Below are 17,009 nucleotides of genomic sequence, written 5' to 3'. Positions count from 1 at the left end.
GTTGAAAAAATCATGCGTCTGGTTTTCTCTTCCCTGCTATTGACCGCCAGCCTGGCAACAGGTTTTGCGCAAGCGGCGACACCGCTTTCTGAGCAAGCGGATATTCGCGACAGCGGCTTTGTCTATTGTGTCAATGGCCAGGTCGATACCTTTAACCCGCAAAAAGTCAGCAGCGGTCTGATAGTCGATACGCTGGCGGCACAGCTTTATGATCGCTTGCTGGATGTCGATCCTTATACTTACCGGCTGGTTCCGGAGCTGGCGGAAAGCTGGGAAGTGCTCGATAACGGCGCGACCTACCGTTTTCGCCTGCGCGATGGCGTGGCTTTCCAGAAAACAGCCTGGTTTACGCCGCACCGCACCCTGAACGCCGATGATGTGGTCTTCACCTTCCAGCGCATTTTCTCGCGCAATCATCCCTGGCATAACGTCAACGGCGGTAACTTTCCTTATTTCGACAGCTTGCAGTTTGCCGATTCTGTCGACAGCGTGCGTAAGCTGGATAACCGCACGGTTGAATTCCGCCTGAGAAAACCGGATGCCTCCTTTTTATGGCATCTGGCGACACACTATGCTTCGGTGATGTCGGCGGAATACGCCGCCCAGTTAGAGAAAAGCGATCGCCAGGAGTTGCTTGACCGACAACCGGTCGGCACCGGGCCTTATCAACTGGATGAATACCGCGCCGGGCAATATATTCGGTTACAACGTCACGAAAAGTTCTGGCGTGGTAACCCATTGATGCAACAAGTGGTTGTCGATCTCGGATCCGGCGGCACAGGGCGCTTGTCAAAGCTGTTAACCGGTGAGTGCGATGTGCTGGCCTGGCCTGCCGCCAGCCAGTTGACGATTTTGCGCGATGACCCGCGTTTGCGGCTCACGCTGCGCCCGGGCATGAACATTGCCTATCTGGCGTTTAACACCAACAAACCGCCGCTGAATAACCCGGAAGTGCGTCATGCGCTGGCGCTGGCCATTAATAATCAGCGTCTGATGCAGTCGATTTACTACGGAACCGCTGAAACCGCCGCCTCAATATTGCCGCGCGCCTCCTGGGCCTATGACAACGAAGCGAAGATCACCGAGTACGATCCGGCGCAGGCCCGCGAACGCCTGAAAGCGCTGGGGCTGGAAAATTTGACGCTGCAATTGTGGGTGCCGACCAGTTCACAGGCGTGGAACCCAAGCCCGTTGAAAACCGCCGAGCTGATTCAGGCCGATATGGCTCAGGTCGGTGTTAAAGTGGTGATTGTTCCGGTGGAAGGCCGTTTCCAGGAAGCGCGGCTGATGGATATGAATCACGATTTAACCCTTGCCGGCTGGGCAACGGACAGTAACGATCCGGACAGTTTCTTCCGCCCGATGCTCAGTTGCGCGGCAATCAACTCGCAGACCAATTTTGCGCACTGGTGCAACCGTGAGTTCGACGAGGTGTTACAAAAAGCACTGACCTCACAGCAACTTGCGGCTCGCATTGATGATTATGACGAGGCGCAGCAGATACTGGCGCGCGAATTGCCGGTGTTGCCGCTGGCATCTTCCCTGCGTTTGCAGGCGTATCGCTATGACATTAAAGGGCTGGTGCTGAGCCCGTTTGGAAGCGCCTCCTTTGCCGGTGTTTCGCGGGAAAAACAAGAGGTATCGCCACAATGATTATCTTTACCCTGCGCCGCCTGTTATTACTGCTGGTCACGCTTTTTTTACTGACCTTTGTCGGCTTTAGCCTGAGCTATTTTACGCCCCACGCTCCGCTTCAGGGCGCGTCGCTGTGGAATGCCTGGGTGTTCTGGTTTAACGGTTTGCTGCACTGGGATTTTGGTGTTTCCAGCATTAATGGCCAGTTAATTTCAGAACAGCTTAAAGAGGTGTTTCCGGCCACTATGGAGCTGTGCCTGCTGGCGTTTGGCTCCGCATTATTGGTAGGCATTCCGGTCGGGATGCTGGCCGGTGTGATGCGCGGCAAGTGGCAGGATAAAATGATCAGTGCCTTTGCGCTGCTGGGCTTTTCAATCCCGGTGTTCTGGCTGGCACTGCTCTTAACCCTGTTTTTCTCGCTGAATTTAGGCTGGCTGCCGGTGTCGGGTCGTTTTGACCTGCTATACGAAGTCAAAACGGTGACCGGTTTTTCGCTGATTGATGCCTGGCTCTCCGATTCGCCGTGGCGCGAAGAGATGATTATCAGCGCGTTACGTCATGTGGTGTTGCCGGTGTTAACGCTGGCGGTGGCACCGACCACCGAAGTTATTCGTCTGATGCGCATCAGCACCATCGACGTGTTCGATAAGAACTACATCAAAGCGGCGGCGACGCGCGGCCTTTCGCGGCTGACGATCCTGCGCCGCCATGTTTTGCATAACGCCCTGCCACCGGTGATCCCGCGTCTCGGCCTGCAATTTTCGACCATGCTGACGCTGGCGATGATCACCGAAATGGTATTCAGTTGGCCTGGGCTGGGACGCTGGTTGATTAATGCGATTCGCCAGCAGGACTACGCGGCGATTTCCGCAGGCGTCATGGTGGTAGGCTCACTGGTTATTATTGTGAACGTGCTGTCCGATATTCTCGGCGCACTGGCTAATCCGTTGAAACATAAGGAATGGTATGCCTTACGATAGCGTCTACAGCGAAAAACGCCCGCCTGGCGCGCTGCGAACCGCGTGGCGCAAATTTTATGGTGATACCACCGCGATGATCGGCCTGTATGGCTGCGGCGCGTTGCTGCTGCTGTGTATTTTCGGTCACTGGTTTGCGCCCTACGGCATTGACCAGCAATTTCTCGGTTATCAGTTGCTGCCGCCCTCCTGGTCGCGCTATGGCGATGTTTCGTTTTTTCTCGGCACAGATGATTTAGGGCGCGATGTATTAAGCCGTTTGCTGAGTGGCGCAGCGCCAACGGTTGGCGGTGCCTTTGTCGTTACGCTGGCGGCGACGCTTTGCGGGCTGGCGCTTGGCGTTTTCGCCGGTTGCACCCACGGCCTGCGCTCAGCGGTGCTGAACCATATTCTCGACACGCTGCTGTCGCTCCCGACACTGCTGCTGGCGATTATTGTGGTGGCGTTCGCGGGCCCGCATCTTTCGCACGCGATGTTTGCCGTCTGGCTGGCGCTGCTGCCGCGCATGGTGCGTTCGGTTTACAGCATGGTGCATGACGAGCTGGAAAAAGAGTATGTGGTCGCCGCGCGACTCGATGGCGCTTCGACCATGAATATTCTGTGGTTTGCCGTGCTGCCGAACATTACCGCAGGCATGGTGACAGAAATTACCCGCGCGCTGTCGATGGCGATCCTCGATATTGCGGCACTCGGTTTTCTCGATCTCGGCGCGCAACTGCCCTCTCCGGAATGGGGTGCCATGCTCGGTGACGCGCTGGAGCTGATTTATGTTGCGCCGTGGACGGTAATGCTGCCGGGCGCGGCAATTATGGTGAGCGTGTTGCTGGTTAATATTCTTGGCGACGGTATTCGCCGCGCGATCACGGCGGGGGTGGAATAATGCCGCTTCTTGATATTCGTAATCTGACGATTGAGGTGAAAACCGGTGAAGACTGGGTAAAAGCCGTCGATCGCGTCAGCCTGACGCTGGCAGAAGGTGAAATTCGCGGGCTGGTTGGCGAGTCTGGCTCCGGCAAAAGTCTGATTGCTAAAGCGATTTGCGGCGTTACCAAAGACAACTGGCGCGTCACCGCAGACCGTATGCGCTTTGATGATATCGATCTACTGCGGCTCTCCGCACGCGAGCGGCGCAAGCTGATGGGCCACAACGTATCAATGATTTTTCAGGAACCGCAATCCTGTCTCGATCCCTCTGAGCGCGTTGGCAAACAACTGATGCAGAATATCCCCGGCTGGACGTGGAAAGGTAGTCTGTGGCAGCGTTTTGGCTGGCGAAAACGCCGCGCCATTGAATTGCTGCACCGAGTTGGCATTAAAGATCACAAAGATGCGATGCGCAGCTTCCCTTATGAGCTGACCGAAGGTGAATGCCAGAAAGTGATGATTGCCATCGCGCTGGCCAACCAGCCGCGGTTGCTGATTGCCGATGAGCCGACGAACGCGATGGAACCGACCACCCAGGCGCAAATTTTTCGCCTGCTCGACAGGCTTAATCAGAATAACAACACCACCATTATGTTGATCAGCCATGATTTGCAGATGCTGAGCAAATGGGCAGATCGCATCAATGTGATGTATTGCGGCCAGACCGTGGAAACCGCGCCAAGCGAAGAGTTGATCGCCACACCTCATCACCCCTATACACAGGCGTTGATTCGCGCGATACCGGATTTCGGCAGCGCGATGCCGCACAAAAGCCGCCTGAATACGATGCCTGGCGCAATTCCACTGCTGGAGCAGTTGCCGATCGGCTGCCGCCTGGGGCCTCGCTGCCCTTACGCCCAGCGTAAATGTGTGGAAACGCCGCGGTTAGCCGGTGCAAGGAATCATCTCTTCGCCTGCCATTTCCCGCTGAATATGGAGAGTGAGTGAGATGGTCGAAACCTTGCTTGAAGTGCGCAACCTGAGCAAAACCTTCCGTTATCGTACCGGCTGGTTCCGCCGCCAGACCGTTGAAGCGGTTAAACCGCTGAGCTTTACTCTGCGGGAAAAACAGACGCTGGCAATTATTGGTGAGAACGGCTCCGGTAAATCAACGCTGGCGAAAATGCTGGCCGGAATGGTCGAACCGTCTTCCGGCGAACTGGTGATCGACGATAAACCGTTGCATTACGGCGATTACACGTTTCGCAGCCAGCACATTCGCATGATTTTCCAGGATCCAACCACCTCGCTGAACCCGCGCCAGCGACTGTCTCAAATCCTCGATTTCCCGTTGCGTCTGAACACGGATCTTGAGCCGGAAGTCCGCCAGAAGCGCATTCTTGAAACGCTGCGCATGGTCGGCCTGTTGCCGGATCATGTCAGTTATTACCCCTATATGCTGGCGCCGGGGCAAAAACAACGTCTGGGGCTGGCGCGCGCATTAATCCTGCGTCCGAAAGTGATTATTGCTGACGAAGCGCTGGCGTCGCTGGATATGTCGATGCGTTCGCAGTTAATTAATCTGATGCTGGAATTACAGGAAAAACAGGGTATCTCTTATATTTATGTCACCCAGCACATCGGCATGATGAAACATATCAGCGATCAGGTTTTGGTTATGCATCAGGGTGAAGTCGTTGAGCGCGGCAGCACCGCCGATGTGCTCGCCTCGCCGCTGCACGATTTAACAAAACGTTTAATTGCCGGGCATTTTGGCGAAGCGTTAACAGCCGATGCCTGGCGAAAAGACCGCTGATTCAATAGTTTCAGTGGTCGGATTAACTCATCCGGCGACTCATGATAGAATCGCCGCGTTTTAACGACGATCGCCCCATATGATGGCGCTCGCCACAACAATGAATATAAGGATTAGAGCTATGGGTTTTCTTTCCGGTAAGCGCATTCTGGTTACTGGCGTCGCCAGCAAACTGTCCATCGCATACGGCATTGCACAGGCTATGCACCGCGAAGGCGCTGAGCTGGCATTCACCTACCAGAACGACAAGCTGAAAGGCCGCGTTGAAGAGTTTGCCGCCCAGCTGGGTTCCAGCATCGTTCTGGAATGCGATGTCGCTAAAGATGAAAGCATCGACGCCCTGTTCACCGACCTGGCGAAAAGCTGGCCGAAGTTTGACGGTTTCGTTCACTCCATTGGTTTCGCACCGGGCGATCAGCTGGATGGCGACTACGTGAATGCGGTAACCCGCGAAGGCTTTAAAATCGCCCACGACATCAGCTCCTACAGCTTTGTGGCGATGGCAAAAGCCTGCCGCGAAATGCTGAATCCGGGTTCAGCGCTGCTGACGCTCTCTTATCTGGGCGCTGAGCGTGCGATCCCGAACTATAACGTAATGGGTCTGGCAAAAGCCTCTCTGGAAGCAAACGTCCGCTATATGGCGAACGCGATGGGTCCGGAAGGCGTACGTGTTAACGGTATCTCCGCCGGTCCGATCCGCACACTGGCCGCCTCTGGCATTAAAGATTTCCGTAAAATGCTGGCACATTGCGAAGCGGTTACCCCGATTCGCCGTACTGTGACCATCGAGGACGTGGGTAACTCCGCCGCGTTCCTGTGCTCCGATCTCTCTGCCGGTATCTCCGGTGAAGTGGTTCATGTGGACGGTGGTTTCAATATCGCTGCCATGAACGAGCTGGAAATTAAATAATCCCCGCCGCCCCTTCTCCTGAAGGGGCGTTTTTCGATATGCCATTCTGATATTTATTATCACCTAACAATCTTTCATCCCTCTCCTTCATTACGCCAGGATTAAGCAGCAAAAAAGATCCGGCGACAATGATATGCCGTCGTATCCGGATCGCCACTTTCAGACCAAGGAACGACCATGGAACAACGCCGGATTGAAGGCAAAAGCCACTGGTATCATGAGACCCAGTCGAGTGCCAGCCGGGCACATGCGCTACCGTTAGTTCCCGAAGCGGCCACAGTAAACGACCCTTTTCTGCTCGACCTCGCCCTGCCGGAGAAACAAAAAACCGACCTTGAAGGCATTGTTTCGCCCGCACGAAAAATCTATGCCCTGCTATTTCCGCAGCGTGTAAACACCAGCCGTTTACGCACCTTCAGCGCCTATGATCGCCTCAGCACCGCCCTTACGGCGGCGCAGGTTTTCGGCGTTCAACGGTTATGCAATCACTACGCCGCGCGGCTGGCGCCGTTATCCGGCCCGGACTCGTCACGGGAAAGCAACTACCGACTGGCGCAAATTACCCAACATGCGCGGCAGCTTGCCGCCTCTCCCTCGGTTATCGACGCACGTGCGCGGCAACAATTAGAAGACGTGGGTCTGACTTTCTATGACCTGGTGATCATCAATCAGATCATCGGCTTTGTTGCTTTTCAGGCGCGCGTTGTCGCTATTCTGCAGGCATCGCTCGGCCAACAGGTGCGGTTTATACCCGGCATGGAAACCCAGCAAGAAGCGGACGCAGCACTTTTTAGCGATACCGCCACGGAATGGCAGCCCGGCATCGATAGTGTCGATTTACGTACTGCAAATGCGCCGCAAATGGAGTCGCTTGCGCGCTGGCAACCGCTGCCGGAATTACGCCTGCTTGCCCCCTTGTTGGCCCATGAACATCTGCTGCTCAATGAGCTGGGCGAAATGAGCGAACAGGTGGCTAAAATCAGCCCCAATAAACAGCAGAGCTGGCTGGTGGCGGCCTACACCGCGCGCCTCAACGGCAGCACGAGCTGTTTTACCCAACGTGTGCAACGTGGCACTGACGATGAATTACTGACGCAGGCGCTGCGCGCCGGCAGCCGCGAGCTCAATCGTGTGCTGGCAGGGAAAAACAAAGAGAGCGCTCTGGTGCAAGCGGTTCAGACGCTTACCTGCTCGCCGGACAGGTTCAGCCCCGCGCAATTTTTACAGCTTGAGGAACATGGCTACAGCCGCCAGGCGGCAATCAGCTTGCTTGTCGCTTGTGCGTTGAATGGCTGGTTAAACCGGCTGCACATCGCCCTCGGGCAAAGCGTGTCGTAACAGGCGGGTATAGCACTGCGTAAGTGCTCTTGCCACTGGTTGCGCAGCATGATTTTGCTGAAACAGCGCTTGCCGCAGCAGGAAGAATCGCGTAAAACTGTCAGCCGCTCTTTTAGCCACGAAAATACATAATTATGCTCCAGGACAACCCGCTGCTAGCGCAGCTTAAACAGCAACTTCATTCCCAAACTCCGCGTGCGGAAGGTGTTGTAAAAGGCACAGAAAAAGGCTTTGGATTTCTGGAAGTCGACGCGCAAAAAAGCTACTTCATTCCGCCGCCGCAGATGAAGAAAGTGATGCACGGCGACAAAATTATTGCCGTCATCCACAGCGATAAAGACCGTGAAAGCGCGGAGCCTGAAGAGCTGGTCGAGCCGTTCTTGACCCGTTTTGTTGGCAAAGTGCAAAAGAAAGACGATCGTCTCTCTATTGTGCCTGATCATCCGTTGCTAAAAGATGCTATCCCCTGCCGCGCCGCCCGTGGCGTTGAGCATGATTTCAAAGAGGGTGACTGGGCCGTTGCTGAAATGCGTCGCCATCCGCTGAAAGGCGATCGAGGTTTCTACGCTGAACTGACGCAGTTTATCACCTTCGCCGACGACCATTTTGTGCCGTGGTGGGTCACCCTGGCGCGTCACAATCTGGAAAAAGAAGCGCCAAATGGCGTGGCGACCGAGATGCTGGATGACGGTTTGCAGCGTGTGGATTTAACCGCGCTGGATTTTGTCACCATCGACAGCGCCAGCACCGAAGATATGGACGATGCGCTGTATGTTGAAGAGACTGCTGAAGGCGAACTGCAACTGACCGTGGCAATTGCCGATCCTACGGCCTGGATTGCCGAAGGCAGCAAGCTCGACGCCGCCGCGAAGATCCGCGCTTTCACCAACTATCTGCCGGGTTTCAATATCCCGATGCTGCCGCGCGAGCTGTCTGACGATCTTTGTTCTCTGCGCGCCAACGAAGTGCGCCCGGCGCTGGTTTGCCGGATGACGCTGGATGCAGACGGCGCTATCAAAGACAATATCGAATTTTTCGCGGCGACCATCGAATCGAAAGCCAAACTGGCTTATGACGATGTCTCCGACTGGCTGGAAAACACCGGTAACTGGCAGCCAACAAACGATGCCATCGCGGCGCAGATCCGTCTGCTGCAGCGTGTTAGCCAGCTGCGCGCCCAATGGCGCCAGAACCACGCGCTGGTATTTAAAGACCGTCCGGATTACCGCTTTGTGCTGGGCGAGAAAGGCGAAGTGCTGGATATCGTCGCCGAGCCACGCCGCATTGCTAACCGCATTGTTGAAGAATCAATGATTGCCGCCAATATCTGCGCTGCTCGCGTGCTTCGCGACAAGCTCGGCTTTGGTATTTATAACGTGCATCTCGGTTTCGACCCGGCGAACAGCGAACAACTGGCCGCGATGCTGAAGACGCACGGTATGCATGTTGATGCCGAAGAAGTGCTGACGCTGGAAGGGTTCTGCAAATTGCGTCGCGAGCTGGACGCGCAGCCTTCAGGCTTCCTCGATAGCCGCATTCGCCGCTTCCAGTCCTTTGCGGAAATCAGCGTTGAACCTGGCCCGCATTTCGGCCTTGGCCTCGAAGCGTACGCGACCTGGACCTCGCCTATCCGTAAGTACGGCGACATGATCAACCATCGTCTGCTGAAAGCGATTATCAAAGGCGAAACGCCGAAACGGCCTCAGGACGATGCCACAGTGCAAATGTCTGAACGCCGTCGCCTGAACCGTATGGCGGAACGCGATGTCGGCGACTGGCTCTACGCCCGTTTCCTGCAAAACAAAGCCGGTACCGATACCCGTTTCGCGGCGGAAATTATCGATGTCAGCCGCGGCGGTATGCGCGTACGTCTGGTAGATAATGGTGCCGTTGCCTTTATTCCGGCGCCGTTTATTCATGCGGTTCGCGATGAGCTGGTGTGCAGCCAGGAAAACGGCACCGTGCAAATTAAAGGTGAAACCGTCTTTAAAGTGACCGACGTTATTGATGTCACGATTGCGGAAGTCCGTATGGAAACCCGAAGCGTTATTGCCCGCCCGGTGCTGTAACGTTTTTTAATCATGGCGCTTTCCCGTTCTGGAAAGCGCCAAATCACTGTTGCGATATCACGCGCATTTTTTTCTGAATTCTTCCCACAATCCTGCAAAAGCGACCACAATAAAACCTCAGGCAACTGTTTGTTTACTGCGGGTTTATGTTATTTATTACACATCATTTTTTCGATACCAGGCTGGCTTTTAACAAAACATTCCAAGAAGAAACAACACGTTCATGCCTGATTACCCCTTTAAAAAAAGGCGGTTATCCGTCAATAAATTGTGTCCCCGTTGCGCTTTTATGTGGGTTGGGAGATTGCATGAAAGACTTTCAGGAACAGAACCTGCTGTTTCGCTACCTGGGTTCGACAAGCCCCTTTTGGCGTTTAACCGCCGACAGTAACGCACTGCACTTTGCTCCGGACGAAAATGCCGATGTCAGCCAGGTTGTTGCGCTGAGCGACGAACAAGCCGCGCAGATCCGCGAAATGACGGTCATTACGTCCAGCCTCTCTATGCATCTCTCTTTATTCGGCGAGGACGTTGCCGTACACCTTGTCGGCAGAAAAATATCCCGCAAAGCCTGGGCGGGTAGCGCGTCTGCCTGGCACGATACAACGTCAGTGGCCCGCGACCTGGTGCAAAGCCTCTCCTTCGCAGAGCAAGTTGTTTCCGAAGCCAATTCAGTGATTGTGATCCTCGATAAGCACGGCAATATTCAGCGATTTAATCGCCTGAGCGAAGAATACACCGGCATGAAAGAGCAAGAGGTTATTGGGCAAAACGTTTTTAAACTGTTTATGAGCCGCAGCGAAGCGGTGGCCTCAAAACGCAACATCAGCGGCTTTTTTCGTGACGGTACGCCGTATGAAGTTGAACGCTGGGTTAAAACCCGTAAAGGCCAGCGCTTATTTCTGTTTCGCAATAAGTTTGTCCACAGCGGCAGCGGTAAAAATGAAATTTACCTCATTTGCTCCGGTACAGATATTACCGAAGAGCGGCGCGCGCAGGAGCGACTGCGGGTTCTCGCCAACACCGACACGGTGACCGGGTTACCCAATCGCAACGCCATTCATGAGTTAATTAGCGATGCGATAAGCGCACGCGGAGAAACGCAGGTCGGTGTTGTCTACCTCGATCTTGATAACTTTAAAAAAGTGAATGATGCCTATGGCCATATGTTCGGCGATCAACTTTTACAGGCGGTCGCGCTGGCCATATTAAGTTGCCTGGACGAAGGCCAGGTGCTTGCCAGACTCGGCGGTGATGAATTTATCGTACTGGCAACAGATACCTCACAGAGCCTGCTGGAAGCAATGGCATCGCGCATTCTGACCCGTTTACGCCAACCATTCCGTATCGGCCTTATTGAAGTTTACACCGGCTGTTCGCTGGGCATTTCACTGGCCCCTCAGCATGGTAATGACCGGGAAAGCGTGATCCGTAACGCCGATACGGCGATGTATACCGCTAAAGAGAGTGGGCGCGGCAAATTTTGCGTCTTCTCGCCGGAAATGAATCAACGTGTATTTGAATATTTATGGCTCGATACCAATCTGCGTAAAGCGCTGGATAAAGAGCAACTGGTGATCCATTACCAACCAAAGGTCACATGGCGCGGCGAAGTGCGCAGCCTTGAAGCGCTGGTACGCTGGCAATCGCCGGAACGCGGCTTGATCCCGCCGCTGGACTTTATCTCCTATGCTGAAGAGTCAGGTTTGATTGTGCCGCTGGGGCGCTGGGTCATGCTGGATGTGGTGCGGCAAGTGGCGAAATGGCGCGACAAAGGCATATTTGTTCGCGTCGCGGTGAACGTCTCTGCGCGTCAACTGGCGGATCAGACGATTTTCAGCGATTTGAAACAAGCGCTGCTGGATCTTAAATTTGAATATTGCCCAATCGATGTGGAGCTAACCGAGAGTTGTTTGATTGAAAACGAGGAGCTGGCGCTGTCGGTTATTCAGCAGTTCAGTGCGCTGGGCGCGCAGGTGCATCTTGATGACTTCGGCACAGGTTACTCTTCCCTTTCACAACTGGCGCGCTTCCCGCTGGACGCTATCAAACTCGATCAATCTTTTGTCCGCGAAGTGCATAAGCAGCCGATATCGCAATCACTGGTGCGGGCGATTGTCGCCGTTGCACAAGCGCTAAATTTGCAGGTGATTGCCGAAGGTGTGGAGAATGCAAAAGAAGACGCCTTTCTTACAAAGAATGGCGTCAATGAACGGCAGGGTTTTTTATTTGCCAAACCAATGCCCGCTGCCGTATTCGAGCGATGGTTCAGGCGTTATCAGGCACGTAAATCGCGTTAGCCCGCTTTAAGCGCCACCGCAGCGTGACGGTCCTGTAACAGGACTAAACGTTCCATATAGGCAATATCTTTCGGTTGTAAACAGAAAGCCGAATCCACCCAGTCTTCGGTAATATCCATCAGTTCACTACGTGGTAACTGCAAAACGCGCTGGCGGGCGCGCAGCATTGCCCGCACGCCGTTCAACCGGGGTTGCAGGGTATCGATAAAGGTCCGTGTCGCAAGAAATCCCTGTCCGGATTCGAAAGAGACATCCACCAGCCCTTGCGCTTCATACCACTCTGCGGCGTGCGACTCCCCTTTGTAGATCAACTCCTCCGCCAGTTTCATTCCCGAACGCCGCGCCACCAGTGAGTACGCGCCCATGCCGGGAAAAAGATTAAAGGCGATTTCCGGGAAACCGAGCCGCGCATCGCGCTGCGCCAGCACGAAATGGTGCGCCAGTGCGGCTTCGAAACCGCCGCCCAGCGCACTGCCTTCGACCATCGCCAGGGAGATGGCTCCCGTGTCAAACCCTCTTGACGCGGCGTGAACGCAATCTACGCAGGCGCGGGCATAGGCGCGCAGGGCTTCGCGTCGGCCATTCTTGATACAATCAACAAAAAATTGTAGATCGCCGCCGGTGTTGAACATACCGGGGACTAACGATCCGGTGACCCAAAAATCAACGGCAAATCCCGCTTGTCTGACAAGCCAGGAAATATTCATGATCTCCTCAATTAACGCATGGTTGAAGCAAGGTCTTGGCCTTGCGCGCAGCATCATCCATACGGTACGGCGTTCCTCCTCGTAATAGCCAGAAAGCTGCGTAAAGCGTTCATCATCAGTAAACAGTTTGCAGGTGGTCTGGTTGATAATCGTCATTGCTTTATCCTCCGGTAATAAAAGCGCATTGCGCGCACTGCAAGACTAATCCACCGCCAGAGCCGGCTCTTTGTTGCGTAATGAATATATAATTGGCGCTTATAAGTTTTTGAGATTTCCTTTTTTTCCTTCTCTTTTTAAACTGTTTTCTGCATCATTGAATTCATTCGTTTTTCGACATAAAGGTGAAGAAATGGCAGACATCGACGTGAAACACCTTGCCGGCCGGATAGATACCGTTCTGGATATTCTGGTTGCGGGGGATTACCAATCCGCCATTCGTAACCTGGAAATCTTGAAAGCGGAATTATTGGATCTCGATAACAACGATAAGGCGGCCTCTTCTGGTGCGCCGAAAACGCCCTGGGAAATTTAAATCCCCTTATTTTCGCCATGACGCGGCAGCCGGGAATGCGACGCGCGTGCTGGCGATTTCCGTTCTCTAAACCATTATTAGAAATTTGTGGCTATGAATTCCCGACAACAACTTATTTTGCAGACGGTCATCGACAAAGGCCAAATGAGCGTTACAGACCTCGCGCGTATGACCGGGGTATCTGAAGTGACGATTCGCCAGGATCTGAATACGCTCGAAAAACAAAGCTATTTGCGCCGTACACATGGTTTTGCTGTGCCGCTGGACAGTGACGATGTTGAAACTCGCATGATGAACAACTACACCGTGAAGCGTGATTTGGCTGATTTTGCGGCATCGCTGGTCAGCTCTGGTGAAACTGTATTTATTGAAAATGGCAGTAGCAATGCCCTCCTCGCCCGCAAACTGGGTGAACAGCGTGATATCACCATTATCACCGTGAGTAGCTATATAGCTCATCTGCTCAAAGAAGCGTTGTGTGAAGTGATCCTGCTTGGCGGCATTTATCAGAAAAAGAGTGAAAGCATGGTCGGCCCGCTGACGCGCCAGTACATTCAGCAGGTGCATTTCAGCAAAGCCTTTATCGGGATTGACGGCTGGCAACCGGAAACGGGTTTTACCGGGCGCGACATGATGCGTACTGACGTGGTCAATGCGGTGCTGGAAAAAGGCAGCGAAGCGATTGTGCTCACCGATAGCTCCAAGTTTGGCGTAGTCCATCCTTATACGCTTGGCCCGGATGAACGCTTTCAGCGGGTGATCACCGATTCAGCCCTTAAGCCGGAAGCACATCTTCAACTGCAACAAAAAGGCCTGATTGTCGATATCGTTAACACTGGCGGGTTTCGCTAATCCTGTTGGCCCGCCAGCGCGGGCTATCTCCCTCATATCTGAGACTATTCTGACGTTTCGATTAAGACTATTTACCTGTCTTGTTACCGGTCTGCGCGTAAAATTATTATTAGCGATATAACAGGAAGTGATTATCACTGACGTGATTGAATTACACCTGCGCAGCAAGGTTTCACGGGAAATCTTTAGGTGTGCTCACAGGCACTATACTTAAAGAGAACATTCTTCCGTGAATCGATTATTCAGGAGAAAGTATGATGATGTTAACAAGCAAAAAAATGGCCGCAGCAGTACTGGCAGTTACCCTGGCAATGTCTCTGAGCGCTTGTGGTCACTGGTCTAAACGCGATCGTAATACCGCAATCGGTGCGGGTGCGGGTGCGCTTGGCGGTGCTGTGCTGACGGATGGTAGCACACTCGGTACGCTGGGCGGTGCAGCTGTCGGCGGTATCATCGGTCACCAGGTTGGTAAGTAATTGGTCATTTAAACGGCGACAATAATAAATAATACTTTCTTTTTCAGGTCTACGTTTCACAGTGTAAATAATAAGGCCGCGGTAATGACCGCGGCCTTTCTGTATTCAGGTTTAACCACCCGCTAATTTCACATTCATCCCTTTTGCTTCCAGTAATGATTTCAGTAAATCACGTTTATCACCCTGGATCTCAATAACGCCATCTTTCACTGAACCACCGCAGCCGCATTTTTTCTTTAATTCTGCGGCCAGCTTAGCCAGTGCTTCATCATCTTCATCAATGCCCGTTATCAGGCACACGCCTTTGCCTTTGCGGCCGCTGGTCTGGCGCTGGATACGTACCACGCCATCACCTTTCGGACGTGTATGTTGCTCTTTTGGCTCGTCAATGCGCCCGGTTTCGGTCGAGTAGACCAGACGGCTGTTGTCGTCTTTCATTATTCCCCCATACCCAACGATGCATTAATCGCTTTAAGGGTTTTCGCCGGGTCGGCAGACTGCGTAACCGGGCGCCCAATCACCATATAGTCTACGCCTGCCGCAAGCGCCTGTTCCGGCGTCATGATGCGGCGCTGATCGCCAGACTCGCTGCCGACCGGACGAATTCCCGGCGTGACCAGTTTGAATGCTTTGCCTAATGCGTTTTTAAAACGGACAGCTTCCTGCGCGGAGCAAACAACGCCATCAAGGCCACATTGCTGCGTAAGACGAGCCAACCGCTCCGCATGCTCGGCGGGTGTTGCGAGAATACCTAAATCCTGCAAGTCGCTTGCTTCCATGCTGGTCAATACGGTGACGGCAATCAGTAACGGTGCATCTTTACCAAACGGAAGTAGCGCTTCTTTCGCCGCCGTCATCATCCGTGCGCCGCCAGAAGCATGGACATTTACCATCCAGACGCCCAAATCAGCGGCGGCTTTAATGGCGTGCGCTGTGGTGTTCGGGATGTCGTGGAATTTTAAATCGAGGAAGATATCGAAGCCGCGCTGTTGCAGATCGCGCACCAGTTGCGGCCCGAATAAAGTAAACATCTCTTTGCCAACTTTCAGGCGGCAATCACGCGGATCGATACGGTCAACAAACGCCATGGCCGTGTCGCGGTTATCGTAATCAAGGGCTACTACAATCGGGGAAGCAGTAACGGTGCGGGAAGTCGATAAAACAGTAGACGTCATGATCAGACCTTCTGAAATGAGGGCACCCGCTCAGGCGCGAGAAGAATAAACGGCGAGCATTCTACCCGCGAGCGCATAGAAATAACAGGTTCGATTTTTTGCTGCTAAGCGAATACCAGCGCAGATACTGCATAGTTAAAATAATTAACAGTATGTTGTAACTAATGAAGGCATTTTTAAAAATTACTGACCATCAAGGCCACGAATCGGTTTTACGGTCGACCACGCGCGGCATGACGGGCAATGCCAGTACATGGTAAACGCGGTGAAACCGCATTTATGGCAGCGATAACGGGGCTTACTGCGCACCTGCTCGCCCACCATTTCGCGCAGCACCATCAGACTCTCTTTGGCGCGCCCCTCTTCGGCTTCGTTGAGGTGGTAATCCATTAGCTTATGGAAAACGCGCATGGTGGGATGCCGCTGCAGTTGTCGCGTAACATAGATCTGCGCCGCGTCAGGCCCATCGCGGCGCTCCATAATGTCTGCCAGCATCAATTCGGCAGTCGCACCGGTGTTTTCTTCCACGCAGCGCTGTAAAAATGCCGCCCACTCATCATTTTTACCCAACTGCTGATAGCAGGTTTGCAGCATTTCCAGCGTTTCGCTGACGAGTTCTTTATCCTGATCGATAACGCGTAACAGGCTTTCCACCGCTTTTGCATAATCACCATCTGCCATAAACACACGGCCCATCATGATAGAGACGCGCGGGCTGTCACGATCGGCGGCAGCGCCTTTTTTCAGCAGTGCCATCGCCCGCCCCATCTCTTCGTTGCCCATCTGCTGCAACGCCAGCTCACAGTAGAAATGCGCGATTTCACCCCGCTGCTTATCTTTGCCGAGTTTCACTAATCGCTCAGCGACATCAATGGCTTTTTGCCACTCACTGGTCGCCTGATAAATTTGCAGCAATTGCTGGAGCGCACCGACCCGAAAATCGGTCTCATCCACCAATTGGTTAAACATATCTTCCGCGCGATCGTACATACCGGCCGCCATGTAGTCGCGGCCAAGTTGCTGCACCGCCAGCAGGCGCTGATCATAGGAAAGTGAGGCGCTTTCCATTAACGTTTGATGGATACGAATCGCACGGTCAACCTCGCCGCGAGAGCGGAAAAGATTGCCAAGAGTGAGGTGTGCCTCAACGGTGCCGGTGTCCTCTTTCAACATATCGAGGAACAGATCAACCGCTTTATCTTGCTGATTACTCAGTAAAAGGTTAACGCCGGCGACGTATTCACGTGACAGCCGGTTAGCCTCATCCTGTTTTGTCTGTTGAGCATTTCTGCGCCCCATATACCAGCCGTAGGCAGCGGCGACAGGTAACAACAGAAACAACAACTCCAGCATAAAAT

16 protein-coding genes are annotated in these 17,009 nt (G+C 53.6%); 12 read left to right on the top strand and 4 right to left on the bottom strand.

What is annotated here, in order from left to right; all coding sequences use genetic code 11:
- Positions 1-12 precede the first annotated feature (12 nt).
- The 9 genes from sapA (at position 13) to pdeR (ending at position 11,909) form a co-directional block, all read left to right on the top strand.
- Positions 13-1,653, top strand: coding sequence for an ABC transporter substrate-binding protein SapA (gene sapA / locus M8Q36_RS17680; RefSeq protein ID WP_249882801.1), 1,641 nt, complete (start codon positions 13-15; stop codon positions 1,651-1,653).
- The gene (gene sapB, locus M8Q36_RS17675) at positions 1,650-2,615 is read left to right on the top strand and encodes a putrescine export ABC transporter permease SapB (RefSeq protein ID WP_016495891.1); all 966 of its coding nucleotides are present in this window, start codon (positions 1,650-1,652) and stop codon (positions 2,613-2,615) included. The genes sapA and sapB overlap by 4 nt, the downstream gene beginning before the upstream one ends.
- The gene (gene sapC, locus M8Q36_RS17670; protein WP_025263598.1) at positions 2,602-3,492 is read left to right on the top strand and encodes a putrescine export ABC transporter permease SapC; all 891 of its coding nucleotides are present in this window, start codon (positions 2,602-2,604) and stop codon (positions 3,490-3,492) included. Before sapB ends, sapC begins: the two co-directional genes overlap by 14 nt.
- Positions 3,492-4,484 carry a putrescine export ABC transporter ATP-binding protein SapD gene (gene sapD, locus M8Q36_RS17665; RefSeq protein ID WP_017457203.1) on the top strand — a complete coding sequence of 331 codons (993 nt, stop codon included), beginning with the start codon at positions 3,492-3,494 and terminating at the stop codon, positions 4,482-4,484. The genes sapC and sapD overlap by 1 nt, the downstream gene beginning before the upstream one ends.
- 1 nt (position 4,485) lies before the next feature.
- Positions 4,486-5,292, top strand: coding sequence for a putrescine export ABC transporter ATP-binding protein SapF (gene sapF, locus M8Q36_RS17660; RefSeq protein WP_016495888.1), 807 nt, complete (start codon positions 4,486-4,488; stop codon positions 5,290-5,292).
- 121 nt (positions 5,293-5,413) lie between these two features.
- Positions 5,414-6,202, top strand: coding sequence for an enoyl-ACP reductase FabI (gene fabI, locus M8Q36_RS17655; protein ID WP_016495887.1), 789 nt, complete (start codon positions 5,414-5,416; stop codon positions 6,200-6,202).
- Between the two features lie 177 nt (positions 6,203-6,379).
- The gene (locus tag M8Q36_RS17650; RefSeq protein ID WP_249881744.1) at positions 6,380-7,540 is read left to right on the top strand and encodes a CMD domain-containing protein; all 1,161 of its coding nucleotides are present in this window, start codon (positions 6,380-6,382) and stop codon (positions 7,538-7,540) included.
- A 134-nt stretch (positions 7,541-7,674) separates the two neighbouring features.
- Entirely contained in the window at positions 7,675-9,609 is a 1,935-nt protein-coding gene (locus M8Q36_RS17645) for an exoribonuclease II (RefSeq protein ID WP_249881743.1), read from the top strand.
- A 308-nt stretch (positions 9,610-9,917) separates the two neighbouring features.
- The gene (pdeR, locus tag M8Q36_RS17640; protein ID WP_249881742.1) at positions 9,918-11,909 is read left to right on the top strand and encodes a cyclic di-GMP phosphodiesterase; all 1,992 of its coding nucleotides are present in this window, start codon (positions 9,918-9,920) and stop codon (positions 11,907-11,909) included.
- Here pdeR and M8Q36_RS17635 read toward each other — a convergent pair.
- Positions 11,906-12,772, bottom strand: coding sequence for a crotonase/enoyl-CoA hydratase family protein (locus M8Q36_RS17635; RefSeq protein WP_249881741.1), 867 nt, complete (start codon positions 12,770-12,772; stop codon positions 11,906-11,908). The genes pdeR and M8Q36_RS17635 overlap by 4 nt on opposite strands.
- Positions 12,773-12,965: 193 nt before the next feature.
- Between M8Q36_RS17635 and yciZ the strand changes: the two genes are divergently transcribed.
- From yciZ to osmB, 3 genes are all read left to right on the top strand, one after another.
- Positions 12,966-13,148: a protein YciZ/DeoL gene (gene yciZ, locus M8Q36_RS17630; RefSeq protein ID WP_016495882.1), complete on the top strand. Its 183-nt coding sequence runs from the start codon at positions 12,966-12,968 to the stop codon at positions 13,146-13,148.
- A gap of 93 nt (positions 13,149-13,241) precedes the next feature.
- Positions 13,242-14,000: a DNA-binding transcriptional regulator YciT gene (gene yciT / locus M8Q36_RS17625; protein ID WP_044489347.1), complete on the top strand. Its 759-nt coding sequence runs from the start codon at positions 13,242-13,244 to the stop codon at positions 13,998-14,000.
- A 257-nt stretch (positions 14,001-14,257) separates the two neighbouring features.
- Complete coding sequence (gene osmB / locus M8Q36_RS17620) at positions 14,258-14,476, top strand: osmotically-inducible lipoprotein OsmB (protein WP_025263597.1); 219 nt, start codon at positions 14,258-14,260, stop codon at positions 14,474-14,476.
- A gap of 111 nt (positions 14,477-14,587) precedes the next feature.
- On the opposite strand, the gene yciH is transcribed toward osmB, so the two are convergent.
- The 3 genes from yciH to lapB all read right to left on the bottom strand — a co-directional run bounded on the left by yciH (position 14,588) and on the right by lapB (position 17,004).
- Entirely contained in the window at positions 14,588-14,914 is a 327-nt protein-coding gene (yciH, locus tag M8Q36_RS17615; RefSeq protein ID WP_249881740.1) for a stress response translation initiation inhibitor YciH, read from the bottom strand.
- Positions 14,914-15,651, bottom strand: coding sequence for an orotidine-5'-phosphate decarboxylase (pyrF, locus tag M8Q36_RS17610; RefSeq protein ID WP_249881739.1), 738 nt, complete (start codon positions 15,649-15,651; stop codon positions 14,914-14,916). The genes yciH and pyrF overlap by 1 nt, the downstream gene beginning before the upstream one ends.
- A 183-nt stretch (positions 15,652-15,834) precedes the next feature.
- Positions 15,835-17,004, bottom strand: a complete 1,170-nt coding sequence (gene lapB / locus M8Q36_RS17605; RefSeq protein ID WP_249881738.1) for a lipopolysaccharide assembly protein LapB — start codon at positions 17,002-17,004, stop codon at positions 15,835-15,837.
- Between the last annotated feature and the right edge of the window lie 5 nt (positions 17,005-17,009).

Origin of the sequence: Kosakonia sp. R1.Fl (assembly GCF_023516815.1) — a bacterium.
Classification (GTDB): Bacteria; Pseudomonadota; Gammaproteobacteria; order Enterobacterales; family Enterobacteriaceae; genus Kosakonia.
The sequence above is the reverse complement of the archived record's forward strand: the minus strand, read 5'-3'. Positions and strand labels throughout refer to the sequence as shown.